Origin of the sequence: Fictibacillus enclensis (assembly GCF_001457035.1) — a bacterium.
In the GTDB taxonomy this organism is placed as follows: domain Bacteria; phylum Bacillota; class Bacilli; order Bacillales; family Fictibacillaceae; genus Fictibacillus_C; species Fictibacillus_C enclensis.
On sequence record NZ_KQ758617.1, the window covers coordinates 1,504,190 to 1,520,457 of the forward strand.

Genomic DNA, 16,268 nt, shown 5'->3' on the forward strand with positions numbered 1-16,268 from the left:
TCATGTTTGAACCAACGATTGAACAGAGAAGCGTCAAAAATGACATCGCAACGGTTAAAAGGAAATCCAGCTTGTTTAAGGTGAAAAGCACAGATCTGATTTCCCCCTTTTACTTGTGGTGCGGCTTAATCCTGCTCGCACTGTTTACATTGGCTCCTTTTGTCTATTTGTTTACGTCTTCCATCAGTAAAACCGAAGAGCTGCTTAGCGGTCATTTGGTTCCTCACTCTCCCACACTGGAAAACTATTATCGTCTTTTTACGGGTAATGGGGCTGCCGAATTTATTGCAGCCATGAAAAACAGTATCATTGTGTCCCTGGGCACCACGGTGGGCACACTGATTTTGGCCATTTTTGCTTCGTATGCCTTTTCCAAGGTGATGTTTCCATTTCGCAATTCTGCGTTATTTACAGTGCTGGCGATGCAGTTGTTGCCGTCCATCTCGATCATCGCTCCGCTCTATGTCATGATGAGAAATGGAATTTCCATTGCTATCCCATTCACCAATGTCATATTGTTTCAATCGCCTCCTCTTTTGGACACGGTTTGGTCGTTAATTATTTCCTATACGACCTTTTCACTGCCGTTTGCCATCTGGATCATGACCGGCTACTTCCAAACCATCCCTAAAGCACTGGAGGAAGCTGCCATTATCGATGGGTGTTCTCGTATGGGAAGCTTGTTTCGGATCATTATTCCCCTTGCCATGCCCGGAATTGCGGCAACCGCTATTTTTACGCTGCTGTTGGCATGGGATGAATTTATGTTTGCCAGTGCGTTCACTCAATCCTTTGCTTCCAAAACATTGCCGATCGCTATCCGTGAGTTTATTGGCAAGCACAACATTGATTGGGGACTTATGACGGCTGGGGGCTTTATCGCCTCGCTGCCGCCGGTTCTGGTCTCCGTATTTCTTTATAAATATATTGTCGGAGGCCTTGCTGGTGGAGGTGTGAAGGAATAATGACACACATTGTGATGGGGATTGATGGAGGCGGAAGCAAAACACATGCGGTTATTGCCGATCAGTCTGGTAACCTTCTTGGGAAAGGATTTTCAGGATGCTCCAACTACCAGGTGAACGGGATTGAGCAAGCGTTCACCAATATTCAAGAAGCAGTTGCAACCGCCATGCAGGAGGCCCGGCTTTCAAGCACTGATCTTTCTTTTGTCCAGTATGGACTGGCCGGCGCTGATCGTGAAATAGATATTCGAACGCTGAAATCAAAGCTTGCAACCCTGCCTTATAAAAAATGGGACCTGGTATGTGACACCATGGAAGGCTTGCGGCTAGGGAGTGATTCCAATACCGGAGTCGTTTTAGTAGCAGGGAGCGGTACAAATGCAGCCGGACGAAACCAGGAAGGGAACGTGGTCCAAACTGGAGGTTTCGGTTATCTTTATGGCGATGGACAGGTAGGTGGAAATGCACTTGCGACAGAAGCATTCAGATCGGCGGTGCGTTCCTGGGAGCTTCGGGACATTCCTTCGAGCTTAACCGAACGGATCCCCCGTTTTCTGGGATTTAATACGATGGAAGAAATGTGGAATCATTTCTTGGATAAGGGGGTAACGAAAGTCGACGGCAGACTGGCGATTGTTCTGCATCAAGCCGCAATGGATGGAGATCTGCTTTCGATCCGGATATTACAAAACGCCGGCAGCGAGCTGGGCATAGCGGCAAACTCGGTGATCAAGAGACTCGGGAACTTGCCTTTACCTATTCCCATCGTTCTAACAGGCAGTGTACTGCAAAAGGGGAAAAATCCTGTAGTATTGGATGCATTAAGAAAGACGATCGAGAATGAGGGACACGAAATCGAGATGATCATTCCACAAAAGGATCCGGTTTTTGGAGCAGTGTTACTGGCATTTGACCATCTTCATTTGCCGGTTAGTATTGAAATTTTAAACCGAATGGAAGAAGGGTGGATAAGTTATGAAAAACGGGCTTAAAGTAGCGGTGATCGGCGGTGGATCTTCGTATACGCCTGAATTAATTGAAGGCTTTATTGAACGGCATGAAGAGTTTCCTGTACAGGAACTTTTTCTGGTGGACATCAACGAGGGAAAGGAAAAACTTGAAATCGTAGGAGAATTAGCACGGAGGATGATTCAAAAAGGCGGCGTTCCCATTCATCTCACGTTAACGTTTGATAGGGAGGAAGCTATCACAGGAGCTGACTTTGTCATCACCCAGCTCCGTGTGGGAATGCTTGAGGCAAGATCGAGGGATGAGAGAATCCCCCTCCGTTATCAGTGCATTGGCCAGGAAACCACTGGGGCCGGAGGGTTTGCTAAAGCCCTGCGGACCATACCGGTGATCCTTGATATCTGTCGGGATATTGAAAAATATGCTCCTGAAGCTTTTTTGATCAACTTTACTAACCCTGCAGGTGTTGTAACGGAAGCGGTAAATAAATATTCAACCGTAAATGCGATTGGGCTTTGCAACCTACCGATCAACACCAGGAAACAGCTTGCTGAATTCTTAAATGTGGACACCAATGAAATTGAGATTGAAATGGCAGGAATTAATCATTTGAATTGGACGACAAAAATTTGGATAAAAAACAAAGATGTTACTGAGAGTTTCTTAAAGGGAGAAGCAGACCTGAAAGGCTTTAACATGAATAATATTCCTGATCTTGAATGGAATCGTGACTTTTTGCAGGCATTGGATGCTTTACCTTGCGGTTATCATCGTTATTATTATAAGAAAGATGAGGTTTTGAAACATCAATTAGAGCAATTGCAGGAGACTGGAACCAGAGCGGATGAGGTAAAAAAGGTAGAGGCCGCTTTGTTTAAACGCTATCAAGATCCCAACCTGTCCATCAAACCACCGGAACTCGCTCAACGAGGAGGGGCATTCTATTCGGAGGCAGCGGTTGATATCATGTCCTCCATTTATAACAATAAGAAAGATATTCAGACCGTAAATGTGCAGAATAATGGGATCCTATCCTGTCTTCCTGATACCGCTTCTATTGAAGTCAATTGCGTGATTGACCGTCAGGGTGCTCATCCCATTCAACTTACTACCAAAATCGATGCAAGAATCCGCGGATTGCTGCAAGTGGTAAAAGCGTATGAAGAAATGACCATTGAAGCTGCAGTTCACGGAGACTATGCCATGGGACTGCTCGCCTTGATTACTCATCCGCTGGTGAAGAGTGCTTCTGTTGCAGAAAAAATATTCCAAGACATTCTAAATGAAAATAAGACCTTTCTGCCACAGTTTTTTTCAGAAAGCAAAACGGTATAAGCAAAAGCTCCGGGACTGGGAGAAATCTCTCAGTTCCGTTTTTATGAGTGAAGGCAGGACCATATAATGTCAAAAACTTAATTTGTTAAAGTATTAAAAATTTTTTGATAAATCTGTTGAAAAGTAAGATATGGAGTGGTTTAATAAAGCTATATATTTTTAAAAACTGAAAAAAGGAAAAGGCAATATTTTTTTAAGCAATTAATGAAACAGTGTTTCTTATTACGAAACAACCGGAGGTGGAGAGTATTGCTTGAGACAGTATCGCTGTCGGATTTAACCTCGATCTTACCCCAAGAACAAATCATGGTCGAGGAAGAGAATGACCATCCCCTAGGCAATGGAGGGTATATCACCGTTTTTCCTGAAACTGAAGAGGAAATTCAGGTCATTTTAAAATATGCCGGGGACCATGATAAAAAGATTACGATTCAGGGCAGGGGAACAAAAAGGGGTTATGGAGGACAAAATGAAAAAGCTGACATTTTGCTTTCGTTATCGAAATACAAAGGGATTGTTGAACATACGGTTGGAAATATGACAATCACTGTGAAGGCAGGAACCCCTTTTCACGAGCTGCAAACGTACCTGGCCGAGCACCAGCAGCGCGTTTCCCTAGATCCTGCGTGGCCAGAACAGGCCACGATTGGCGGTATTATCGGATCGAATGAAAGCGGTCCCAAGCGGCTAGGTTATGGTTCCTCACGAGATGTAGTCATTGGGTTGCGTATGGTTTATCCTGATGGCTCAATCATACGGTCCGGGGGAAAGGTCGTAAAAAATGTGGCCGGTTATGATATGAACAAACTGTTTATTGGATCCATGGGTACGCTGGCCGTTATGTCTGAAGTGGTTCTTAAACTGCGTCCGCTTGCAAAGTATGAAAGCTTGGTGCTCTTGTCCTTTCCGGAAGGAAATCTGGAGGCGGTTCGCTTGTTTGCCACGACTCTTTTGGAATCCATGATGGAACCTGTCACTCTCGAGTTGTTAACACCAGCTCTCTCGGAAAGACTGACCGGTCAACGAGTTTATACGATGGCGATCAGTTTCGAGGATGTAAAGAGTGCTGTGCATTATCAGGAGGAATTCGTCAAAAGCATCTCTCCAGCCCAGGTCCAAATGGACATCTTGCCCCAAGAAAAAGCAAAGGCGTTTTGGGATCAATTCTATATCCTCAGGCCGAATGGAGCCCTACCTTCCACCGATACTGAAACAGTTGCAACTGTCAAAATCGGCGTTACCAATCTTGACGTCGTTCATGTTTTAAAGGAAAGCGAGCTCTTGCAAGACAGCCACAATTTGGTGATTCAGGGGCACGGTGGATTAGGACATGGTTTGTGTCAAGTGACATTGAAAGGAGCAAGCGATAATATCCTGAGTGCTATAACTCATCTCCGGCAAGTTGTAGAACAGTTAAACGGTTATCTTATCGTGACACATTTACCTTACGTTCTCCGGCAGCAGGTCAGTGTGTGGGGCAAGCCACCATCCTATTTTTATCTGCTGGAAGGAATTAAAACCAAAGTTGACCCCAAGAGAATTCTTAATGACAAACGTTATGTGGGAGGGATCTAAGCGTGAGCACAAGGGAAAGCGATGTGAAAGAACGCCCGGCATGTACAACCACAAACCTGAGCAATTATCATTGGAGCGATCCCCCTGACGAAAATAAATGGGCGGATTGTGTGCATTGCGGGATGTGTCTGGAATCATGTCCCACGTATGAACTCACAGGCCAGGAGCAACATTCTCCCCGAGGACGAGTTCATCTCATCAAATCGGTCGCCGAAGGAAAAATCGAGGTCAATGAACAGTTTATGGATCCGGTTTTCGCCTGCCTGGACTGCCGTGCATGTACAACTGCCTGTCCTGCGGATGTGGATGTCGGGGGACTGATCGAAGAGGCGCGTGGGCAAATTCGTAAAGCCATGCCATTGACAGGCTACAGAAAAACCGTCAGCAATTTCTTCCTGCACAGTCTATTTCCTCATCAGAACCGATTGAACACCGTTGGCGGGTTATTAAAATTTTATCAAAAGAGCGGGATGCAAAAGGTCGTCCGCAAAACCGGACTGTTAAAGGTAATGCCTGATCATCTGGCAGAGATGGAAAGAATCATGCCAGTACTGACAAAACCCGTGCGCCAAAAATACAAGAATCAAAATGTGATTAAAGCAAAAGGCGAAACCAAGCATGAGGTTTCCTTTTTAACGGGATGTGTCATGGATGTGATGTTCAGTGACATTAATGACGCTACAATTAATGTTCTGACCCGAAACGGTAATGATGTGGTCATTCCGCAAAACCAGACATGCTGCGGTGCTCTTCACGTGCACGCGGGTGATCGGGAAATGGGAAGAAAGCTTGCTAAACAGAACATTGAGGCATTTAACGATGCAGAAAAAATCATTGTTAATGCCGCAGGATGTGGCTGCATGATGAAGGAATATGCGGAATTGTTCCGTGAAGAGCCCGAATGGCACGAAAAAGCGCTGGCGTTTTCCGCCAAGGTGGAAGACGTATCGAAATATCTTCATGACACGGGGTATGAAAAGCCACAGGCCGAAATAAACACCCGCATCACCTATCACGATGCCTGCCATTTAGCACATGGACAGGGAGTACGTCAGGAGCCTCGTAACATTTTGCTTGATATCCCGGGCGTTGAAATGGTCCATATGCCAAACGCTGACCGCTGCTGCGGAAGTGCCGGAATCTATAATATTACCAATCCTGAAATGGCGGGAGCTGTGCTGGAAAGCAAGATGGAGAATGTACCGGATGACGTGGAGATGATCTCGATGGGAAATCCCGGCTGCATGCTTCAAATGGCGATGGGCGTCCAAAAATATGGGCGGAATCAAAAAATTGTTCACACTGTTCAGCTGCTCGACTGGGCCTACCAGAAAGAAGATGGCTTAAGGGGGCAAGAATAATGGGACGAAAGGGACTGAAAACAAAAGATAAACACATTAAGAATCTCGCAAAGATCGTAGGCGACCGTTCGATTTTACACCATAAAGAGGATTTATTGGCGTACGACTGTGATGGATTTACGATCCACAAGTATTTGCCAAAAGCGGTTGTTTTTCCAAAGGATACACAGGAGGTTGCCCGTCTCGTCAACTATTGCTCAGATAACGGGCTGCCTTTTCTCGCTCGCGGCGCAGGCACAGGTTTGAGCGGCGGAGCCATTCCCGTCAACGGAGAAGTGGTGATCAGTCTGGTTAAAATGAAAAAGCTGCTGAGTGTAGATTACGAGAATAGAAGAGCGGTGGTTGAACCCGGATTCGTCAACCTGAAGCTGACCAACTCCATCTCGGATAAAGGGTATTACTATGCACCTGATCCATCCAGCCAATATTGCTGTACGATTGGCGGGAATGTGGCAGAAAATGCGGGAGGCGCTCATTGTCTGAAGTATGGGGTGACCACAAATCACATTTTGGGACTGGAAGTGGTTTTGCCAAACGGTGAAATCATTGAAATCGGCAATAACGGGGTTCCTGATGCGCCTGGGTATGATCTCCTCGGATTGATTACTGGCTCGGAAGGAACGCTGGGAATCGTGACCAAAATCACCGTCAGGATTCTGAAAAACCCGGAAGCCAAACAGACTGTGCTCGCCTATTTTAATGACGTTTCAGACGGGAGTCATGCGGTATCGGACATTATCTCTGCTGGTATTGTTCCTGCTGCGCTTGAAATGATGGATAAAACAGCCATTGAAGGGGTGGAGGCCGCAGCCTTTCCTGTGGGACACCCGAGAGATATTGAAGCGCTGCTGCTCATTGAAGTAGATGGCATCTCTGCCGGGATTGATGAGCAAATCAGCCAGATTCTCGACGTCTGTAAAAACCGGAATGTCAGGGAAGTAAAAGTCGCCCAGGATGAAGCAGAACGGGCCAGATGGTGGGCGAACCGGAAGACAGGATTCGGTGCCATGGGTGCCATCTCTCCCGACTATTTGGTACAAGACGGAGTCATCCCGCGCAGCCGGCTGCCGGAAGTGCTAAACAGAATCAACCAGATCAGTGAAGAATCCGGCCTTCGCATCGCCAATATTTTTCATGCAGGGGACGGAAATCTTCACCCGCTCGTTCTTTTTGACGCAAGAATTCCGGGTCAAACGGAATTGGCCATCGCCGCAGGCAGTGCGTGTTTGCAAGCTTGTGCAGATGTTGGTGGAACCATTACGGGAGAGCATGGAGTGGGAATTGAGAAGAGAGAAGAAATGCGCTTCGTGTTCACCGATGAAGAAATACAGGCCCAGACCGATATTCGAGAGGTGTTTAATCCGGGGAACCTGTTAAATGCCGGTAAATTATTTCCAAGTCCGGGTCGATGTGCTGAAGTCAAAAAAGAGATAAAAGAGGCAGCACTTTAAAATCGTGTATTTTCCGAAAATAGTTGAAAGCGATTTATACTTCGTGCTATTATTTTTTCAACATCATACAAAACAGCGTTTTGTAATAACAAACAATAAATACTAAAAGGAGGAACAAGCGATGGAAAACTATGTTCAAAAAGGTAATTTGCAAGTAGCTCAAGAACTTTATGAGTTTATTCAATCTGAAGCACTACCGGGAACCGGGGTAAACCCTGACACGTTCTGGTCGGAATTTGAAGGACTGATTCAGGATCTCACACCAAAGAACAGGGAATTATTAGCGCGCCGTGATGAAATTCAGGACCGGATTAATGAATGGCATCTGGACCATAAGGACCGGTTCGATTTTGAATCGTATAAGGAGTTTTTACAGGAAATCGGTTATCTTGAACCGGAGGCAGAGGATTTTGAAATTACCACCCAAGGAGTGGATGATGAGATTGCCATCCAAGCCGGACCGCAGCTGGTGGTTCCGGTGAACAATGCCCGTTATGCCATCAACGCGGCGAACGCCCGTTGGGGAAGCCTCTACGATGCGCTTTATGGAACGGATGCTATCAGTGAAGAAAATGGGGCCGAGCGAGGTGCTAGTTACAATCAGATTCGGGGTGAAAGGGTCATTGCCTTTGGAAGAGAGTTTCTTAACCAAACCATTCCTTTAAAAGATGCTTCTCATGAAGACGCGGTTCAATATCGTGTGGTCGACGGGGAGTTATCCGTTACGCTACATACCGGAAATACCACAGGACTGGAAGATTCCTCAAAGTTTGCTGGGTTTCAAGGGTCGTTAGAAAATCCAAACGCCCTTTTGTTCAAAAACCATGATCTTCACTTTGAAATCCAGATTGACCGCAATCATCCCATCGGTAAAACCGATGATGCAGGAGTGAAAGACATTTTGATGGAAGCAGCCATCACTACGATCATGGACTGTGAAGATTCAGTAACGGCTGTTGACGCCGAGGATAAAGTACTTGTCTACCGAAACTGGCTGGGTCTTATGAAGGGAGATTTATCCGCTACCTTCCAAAAAGGAAGCAAATCCATGACTCGTACCCTTAACGCCGACCGCCAATATACGACTCCTGCAGGAAAAGAGTTCTCATTGTCAGGGCGATCATTAATGTTTGTCCGTAATGTCGGCCACTTGATGACGAATAACGCGATTTTGGTTGATGGAGAGGAGATTCAGGAAGGGATTCTTGATGGAGTAATCACGAGCCTTTTGGCCAAACATTCTCTTCTCGGTAATGGAAGCTATCAAAACTCCTCAAAAGGATCCGTCTATATTGTTAAGCCGAAAATGCATGGATCAGAGGAAGTCAGATTTGCCAATGAACTTCTCGGTCGAGTGGAAGATATGCTTGAACTCGAACGCAATACCATTAAAATCGGCGTAATGGATGAAGAACGTCGAACGTCCCTTAATTTAAAGGCTTGCATCCGCGAAGTCAAAAACCGGATCGCCTTTATCAATACAGGCTTTCTTGATCGAACCGGCGATGAAATCCATACATCCATGGAAGCTGGTCCGATGATCCGTAAAAGTGACATGAAATCATCCGCCTGGCTGCAAGGCTATGAAAAATCCAACGTATTTACGGGTCTGGAGACAGGCTTCCAGGGTAAGGCCCAGATTGGTAAAGGAATGTGGGCGATGCCTGACCTGATGGCAGATATGCTGAAGCAGAAGATTGGCCACCCAAAGGCCGGAGCAAATACCGCCTGGGTACCGTCGCCTACAGCCGCTACGCTGCATGCCCTGCATTACCATCAAGTGGATGTTTCCAAGGTACAGGATGAGCTTAAAAAAGAATCCAAGGATTTACGGGATGATATTTTGGAAATCCCGGTCGTGAAACGTGCAAATTGGAGCGCAGAAGAAATTCAACAGGAATTGGACAATAATGCGCAAGGGATATTAGGCTATGTCGTACGATGGGTGGAACAGGGCGTCGGCTGTTCCAAAGTGCCGGATTACTATGATGTGGGACTGATGGAAGACAGGGCAACTCTCAGAATCTCCAGCCAGCATATGGCGAACTGGCTGCACCACGGAATTTGCACAAAAGAACAAGTAAGGGAGACGTTAGAGCGGATGGCCAAGGTAGTAGATGAACAAAATGCCGGAGATCCATCCTATCTCAGAATGTCCGATAACTATGACCATTCAGTTGCGTTTCAGGCAGCATGCGACCTGGTCTTTAAAGGCTTTGAACAGCCAAACGGTTACACAGAACCTATCCTGCACCGCCGACGTATTGAAGCGAAAGCCAAATATGCCATCAAACAGTAGCAGAATGCCTGCTCGCACCGGCTTTATTAGAACATAAACAAACCTGGTAAAGCAGTAATTTCACGGGTTCGATCGTGAGATTACTGTTCAACAATACGTGAGGAGTTGAGAATATGCAAAACCTTAAGGAGAAATCGCTTGAACTTCACAAACAGTCCAAAGGAAAACTCAGTGTGGCGGTTAAGGTTACGATCGAAAATGCAGATGACCTGAGTTTGGCTTATTCTCCGGGAGTCGCAGAGCCGTGTAAAGCCATTTACCAGGATCCGCAAAAAATTTACGATTATACGATCAAAGGAAATGTGGTTGCGGTCGTTTCTGATGGTTCAGCCGTATTAGGATTAGGAAACATCGGCGCAGGAGCATCGATGCCGGTTATGGAAGGAAAAGCGGCGCTATTTAAGGCCTTTGCAGGAATTGATGCCTTTCCGATCTGTTTAAACACGCAGGATGCCGAACAGATCATTCAAATTGTCAAATCAATAGAGCCGACATTCGGCGGGATTAATTTAGAGGATATTTCAGCCCCTAACTGTTTCATTATTGAAGAACGGCTGAAAAAAGAAATGGATATCCCTGTTTTTCATGATGACCAGCATGGAACAGCCATTGTTACGGCAGCCGGCTTAATAAATGCGCTGAAGGTCGTCAACAAACGGATTGAGGATACAAAAATTGTTGTAAATGGAGCCGGGGCTGCAGGGATCGCTGTAACGAAGCTGCTAATCAATATGGGCGTGAATGATCTCATTCTTTGTGATTCCAAAGGGGCGATTTTTGAAGGACGAGCCTATGGAATGAACGCCATGAAAGATTGGATTTCTGTTCTCACCAACAAAGAGAACGCAGAAGGAAGCTTACAAGACGTCATTAAAGAAGCCGACGTCTTTATCGGAGTTTCAGTGGCTGAGGCCGTAACGCCGGAAATGGTAGAATCCATGGGCAAAGACCCGATTATTTTTGCCATGGCTAATCCTATTCCCGAAATTATGCCTGTGCTTGCCAAGGCGGCTGGTGCGGCTGTAGTGGGAACCGGACGTTCCGATCTTCCCAACCAGGTGAATAATGTCCTGGCGTTTCCCGGTATTTTTAAGGGTGCTTTACAAGTCTTTGCTTCTGAAATCAATGAAGAAATGAAAATAGCAGCTGTTTATGCTATTGCTAACTTAATTACAACCGAAGAACTAACCTATGACTACGTCATTCCTCATGCCTTTGATAAGAGAGTCGTAGAAGCAGTGGCCAAAGCGGTAGCAGATGCTGCCATTTCCACAGGGGTGGCCCGGAACATTAGTATGAAACAACCTACCAATTACTGAGAGGAGTAGCAGAATGAAATTTACTAGATTTAAGGTTCAGTCTTCTGTATTAACAGGGGTTTTAACGGAAGACCGTACCATCAGTGAAATCAAGGGAGACCTGTTTGGTAAATGGGAATATACCGGACAAACGTTTTCCGAATCGGACGTTAGGTTTCTTGCTCCAATTGCTCCGAACCAAATCATTGGTATTGGCGCCAACTATGTATCCAAGACAGACGAGCTTCCAAGTGAGCTTCCGGAAATCCCTGTTTTTTTCTTTAAGCCAACCTCCTCGGTAATCGGACCTGAAGAAGATATCATCATACCGGGCAATATCGAACAGGTTAAGTTTGAATCAGAGCTTGCGATAGTCATTGGAAAAGAAGCAAAGAATGTCCCGGAAGAAGAGGTGCTTGAGTATGTTTTCGGGTATACTGTCGGCAATGATGTGACCGCACCTCAATATTTCCATCAAGCCGGCCATTGGACCATTGGCAAATCATTTGATACCTTTACTCCACTAGGACCGGTCATTGAAACGGAGCTGGACCCTTTCAATGTTATTGTCGAGGCAAAGCTGAACGATGTTATAAAACAAAACAGTCCCACGAATTTAATGATCATTCCCATTCGTAAAATGATTTCCTATCTTACCGGAGTCATGACGCTTAAACCTGGTGATGTAATCTTAACGGGCAGCCCTGTCGGCGCGGAATTTGTGGGAGCAGGTGATGTGATCGAATGCGAGATCAAGGAAATTGGGAAACTCCGCAACACGTTTGCTGCAGCCAGAGAACGCATCCAAGCTTAAGTGAATCATCCATGGCCCGGTGGCAGATATGCTATAATTTTCTTAAACTTACAGATGAGGTGAGGGGTTTTGGAAAGAGAGAATATGGTGAAGTCCGTCAGCCGGGCACTGGATATCATTACCCTGGTCAGTTTGAAAAAAGGCGGATTGGGTGTAACTGAAATCGCAAAACAAATCGATATCAACAAAAGCTCTGTCTATCGGATCCTGTCAACTTTGGTGCTGTATGGCTATATTGAACAAGATAAAGAAACAGGGCGTTATAAGCTAGGATATAAATTCTTGGAAGTTAGTTCGAAACTGCTTGAATCCATCGACCTGAGAGCGGAAGCAAAACCGTTTCTCCAGGAGCTGGAAGATGAAACAAATGAAGTCGTCCATCTTGTTGTCTTTGATCAAGGTGAGGTCGTCTATATTGAAAAATTGGACGGAAACGAAACTCTCCGTATGCATTCCAAGGTGGGAAAGCGTGCCCCGATGCATTGTACATCGGTAGGGAAAGCCATCCTTGCTTCACTGCCGGCGAACGAGGTCGTGGAAATTCTCCAGCGTAAAGGAATGCCGAAGCATACGGACAAAACCATAACAGACAAAGATCTTTTTCTAGAAGAATTAAATCAAGTAAGACAGAAGGGCTATGCACTAGATTTGGAAGAAAATGAAACGGGCATCACGTGTATTGCAGTACCCATCTACGATCATTTGGGAACGGTAGCTGGTGCGGTTAGCATCTCTGGACCAACCCTTCGTATGACCAATGAACGTCTGGAACAGCTCAAGCCCCGCATGCAACAAATCGGCATGCAACTTTCTGCCCGGCTTGGTTATACGAACGAAGATTTCGTTCAGATGAAAAAGGAAAGTTAGTGAAAAGAAGAGGAACGGGTTTTGAACAATCCGTCCTCTTTTTATGTACAGAATTTTTAAAATATACAGAAAATAAATTGACGCGGTGTTATGAAAGCGATTACAATAAATTTTGAAACTCTCCTATTACAGCAGGAAAGGAGTATAAAGAACCTTCTTTTAAAAAATCTATTATAATTTCATCTCATCTCTCTCATCAAAGATCCCACCCTTAGACATCCTTCCATTCATGATTCAACGAATTAATTCCTTAGTGTTTTTTTATTTAAGAATTTCGGGAAACGCGGTTTGGTAATAACAAACAAAAAACAGGAGGTTTTATTTGATGTCATGGAAGCAAATCTATGATCCAATTGGCGATAGTATTGGCCTCTCTGCACTCGTTGCTCTTATCCCTATTTTGTATTTATTATGGGCGTTGGCTATAAAACGCATGAAAGGTTACATAGCGGGGTTAACTACATTGGTTGTGGCTCTCTTTGTGGCTGTGCTGGTCTACGGCATGCCAGCAGGAATGGCGGCCATGTCCATTTTGCAGGGTGCTGTCTATGGACTGCTGCCCATTGGCTGGATCATCGTTGCATCGGTCTTTTTGTATAAGCTGTCGGTAAAAACGGGGCAGTTTGATATTATTCGAGATTCCATTGTTTCTATAACAGAGGACAGGCGTTTGCAGGCATTATTAATCGCCTTTTCATTCGGTGCCTTCCTGGAAGGGGCTGCCGGGTTTGGCGCCCCGGTTGCCATCTCTGCCGCTTTGCTTGTAGGATTGGGTTTTAACCCTCTCTATGCTGCGGGTCTTTGTTTGCTTGCCAACACCGCTCCTGTAGCCTTTGGAGCCATTGGATCGCCTGTTATTGCGATTGAAGGACCAACGGGAATGTCGGCGATTGAGGTTTCCAAGGTGGTCGGCCGTCAGCTGCCCTTTTTATCGGTTTTCGTGCCGTTTTACCTCGTCGTTTTGATGGCAGGCTTCAAAAAGGCATTTGAAGTGATTCCTGCTATTCTCGTATCGGGGGTCTCGTTTGCGGTCACACAGTTCCTTGTTTCCAATTATCTTGGACCGGAGCTTCCGGATATCATCTCAGCATTGGTATCCATCATCGCCTTAACCTTGTTCCTAAAAGTTTGGCAGCCCAAAACGGCATTTCGTTTTAAGTCTGAAATGGGGCAGGCGGAAATGGCGGCAGGTAACGCGGAATCCATTCATGTGATTAAATCGGATGGTAAAAAAACCTACACCTTGCCGCAAATTTTAAAAGCCTGGTCACCGTTCATTGTCTTAACATTCATCATTTCTGTTTGGGGCATACCGACCATAAAAAAGGCACTAATTGGACAGTATGAAGGAACAAATACTCTGCTTCAGGGGTTGAATTCTCTTGGAAGCTATCTCAGTTTTCATCCGGCCGTCCCCGGGTTGAACAATTTAATAATCGACGGAAACGGCCAGCCCATTGCGGCGCTGTTTAAGTTGGAACTATTAGCGGCAGCAGGCACGGCCATTTTAATCTCGGCCATTATTTCGAAGTTCATTCTAAAAATCGGCTGGAAAAGCTGGTTTTCAACTTTTATTGAAACGCTGAATGAACTGAAGTTCGCCTTGGTAACCATTGCATCAGTTGTGGGGTTTGCTTATGTGGCCAATGCTTCAGGTATGAGTATTACACTGGGGATGACACTCGCTGCTACAGGTTCTCTGTTCCCGTTTGTTTCTCCGATTCTTGGATGGTTAGGAGTATTTCTGACCGGTTCCGATACGTCTGCCAACTTATTATTTTCAAGCCTACAAAAAATTACGGCAAACCAGGTAGGAATGGACCCCATCTTGGCTATTGCGGCAAACAGCAGCGGTGGTGTAACAGGGAAAATGATTTCACCTCAATCCATAGCGGTTGCTTGTGCGGCCGTGGGTCTGGGAGGAAAAGAATCCGATTTGCTCCGCTTCACTATAAAGCATAGCATCATCCTGCTTCTCATCATTTGCTGCCTCACGTATTTGCAATCCACGGTATTATCATGGATGTTGCCGTAGATTGTTACTAAAAGATCAGAAAAAGCAGTGATCCTAATTGGGAATCACTGCTTTTGTTTTTTGCATTTCATTAATTAAATTGCAGAATAACTATGACTATTGTCTGAATTGACTGTAAATTTATTGACAAGCACTTTGAGGTAGGATAAGCTTTGTCGAAAATGATAGATAACCGTTTGAGTCTACTAATATAGGAGGAAATTATGGATACACCTGCACTCGTCATTGAAAAAAGAAAACTGGATGCAAATATTCAAAAGATGGCAGACATTGCCCGAACAAAAAAGGTTCATTTAAGACCCCATACAAAAACCCATAAGAACCCAAAGATTGCGAAGCTTCAGTTGGAAGCTGGCGCCGCTGGCATTACAGTCGCAAAAGTGGCAGAAGCTGAGGTAATGGCCGAGCATGGTATTGATGATATTTTCATCGCTTATCCTCTTGTCTCAGAAATAAAAATTCAAAAAGCCATCGATTTGAGCAGAAAAATAAGATTGATTACTGCGTTTGACAGTCTCGAAGGGATACAAAAACTGTCTCAGTCAGCAGAGACAGCCGGCGTTGTTCTCGAAGTGCGGATGGAGATTGATTCCGGTCTTCGCAGAACAGGAGTCCTTTATGATGAGGCGGTTGAACTTGCCAGGAAGGCAAAGGAGCTGCCCGGAATAAAGTTAACCGGAATCTACACCTTCCGGGGACCCATTTTGGATGGAAAACCAACTTTGGATATTGAGGAAGCAGGAAGACAGGAAGGACAGCTGATGGCGGATTTGGCAGAAAGGCTTAGGGCGGAAGGCGTGCCAATCACCGATGTCAGCGTAGGATCCACTTCCACCTCTGCTTCCGCTGCAGAAGTTGAAGGGATAACGGAAATCCGCCCCGGCACCTATGTCTTTTATGACAGGATGCAGGAAAAGTATCATTGCTGTTTACACGAGGAATGTGCGGCTGCCATTCATGTCACCGTTGTCAGCAAACCATCAGATTCTCTTCTGATCGTAGATGGTGGAAGCAAAACGTTCGCTACCGATGTGCAGCCTGGTCAGTCGCCTATATTTCTGGAGGGATTCGGGGAAATCATTGGACACCCGGAAATGCTGCTTGAACGGCTGACAGAAGAACACGGAATGGTTGCGGTTCATGGAGAAACGAATGTACAAATCGGAGATGTACTTCAGGTTATACCCAATCACATATGCAGCACAGTGAATCTCCATAATGACGTCTTTTTGAAAAACGAAGATGGGACTTTGGAGAAGCAAGCAGTCCTTGGCAGAGGAAAAGTTCAGTAAAGGAGAT

General features: G+C 45.5%; 12 protein-coding genes. All 12 read left to right on the forward strand.

Features of this window, described 5'->3' with window-relative positions; genetic code table 11:
- Nucleotides 1–2 precede the first annotated feature (2 nt).
- The 12 genes from AS030_RS07810 (at nt 3) to AS030_RS07865 (ending at nt 16,261) form a co-directional block, all read left to right on the forward strand.
- The gene (locus tag AS030_RS07810) at nt 3–965 is read left to right on the forward strand and encodes a carbohydrate ABC transporter permease (RefSeq protein ID WP_061970208.1); all 963 of its coding nucleotides are present in this window, start codon (nt 3–5) and stop codon (nt 963–965) included.
- The gene (locus AS030_RS07815; RefSeq protein WP_061970210.1) at nt 965–1,957 is read left to right on the forward strand and encodes an N-acetylglucosamine kinase; all 993 of its coding nucleotides are present in this window, start codon (nt 965–967) and stop codon (nt 1,955–1,957) included. Before AS030_RS07810 ends, AS030_RS07815 begins: the two co-directional genes overlap by 1 nt.
- On the forward strand, nt 1,941–3,269 hold the full coding sequence (locus AS030_RS07820) for a 6-phospho-beta-glucosidase (protein WP_061970212.1): 1,329 nt from the start codon (nt 1,941–1,943) through the stop codon (nt 3,267–3,269). The genes AS030_RS07815 and AS030_RS07820 overlap by 17 nt, the downstream gene beginning before the upstream one ends.
- Nucleotides 3,270–3,518: 249 nt before the next feature.
- Nucleotides 3,519–4,844 carry an FAD-binding oxidoreductase gene (locus AS030_RS07825; protein WP_420889637.1) on the forward strand — a complete coding sequence of 442 codons (1,326 nt, stop codon included), beginning with the start codon at nt 3,519–3,521 and terminating at the stop codon, nt 4,842–4,844.
- A gap of 2 nt (nt 4,845–4,846) precedes the next feature.
- Nucleotides 4,847–6,205, forward strand: coding sequence for a (Fe-S)-binding protein (locus AS030_RS07830; RefSeq protein WP_061970214.1), 1,359 nt, complete (start codon nt 4,847–4,849; stop codon nt 6,203–6,205).
- Complete coding sequence (locus AS030_RS07835; protein WP_061970216.1) at nt 6,205–7,656, forward strand: FAD-binding oxidoreductase; 1,452 nt, start codon at nt 6,205–6,207, stop codon at nt 7,654–7,656. Before AS030_RS07830 ends, AS030_RS07835 begins: the two co-directional genes overlap by 1 nt.
- Before the next feature lie 121 nt (nt 7,657–7,777).
- On the forward strand, nt 7,778–9,955 hold the full coding sequence (locus AS030_RS07840) for a malate synthase G (RefSeq protein ID WP_061970218.1): 2,178 nt from the start codon (nt 7,778–7,780) through the stop codon (nt 9,953–9,955).
- Between the two features lie 113 nt (nt 9,956–10,068).
- On the forward strand, nt 10,069–11,274 hold the full coding sequence (locus AS030_RS07845; protein WP_061970220.1) for an NAD(P)-dependent malic enzyme: 1,206 nt from the start codon (nt 10,069–10,071) through the stop codon (nt 11,272–11,274).
- A 13-nt stretch (nt 11,275–11,287) separates the two neighbouring features.
- Entirely contained in the window at nt 11,288–12,067 is a 780-nt protein-coding gene (locus AS030_RS07850) for a fumarylacetoacetate hydrolase family protein (RefSeq protein WP_061970222.1), read from the forward strand.
- Between the two features lie 69 nt (nt 12,068–12,136).
- Nucleotides 12,137–12,934 (forward strand): IclR family transcriptional regulator, encoded by a 798-nt coding sequence (locus tag AS030_RS07855; protein ID WP_061970224.1) that lies wholly within the window; start codon nt 12,137–12,139, stop codon nt 12,932–12,934.
- 325 nt (nt 12,935–13,259) lie between these two features.
- Nucleotides 13,260–14,969: an L-lactate permease gene (locus tag AS030_RS07860; RefSeq protein WP_061970226.1), complete on the forward strand. Its 1,710-nt coding sequence runs from the start codon at nt 13,260–13,262 to the stop codon at nt 14,967–14,969.
- Nucleotides 14,970–15,172: 203 nt separating this feature from the next.
- On the forward strand, nt 15,173–16,261 hold the full coding sequence (locus AS030_RS07865; protein WP_061970228.1) for an alanine racemase: 1,089 nt from the start codon (nt 15,173–15,175) through the stop codon (nt 16,259–16,261).
- Nucleotides 16,262–16,268 lie beyond the last annotated feature (7 nt).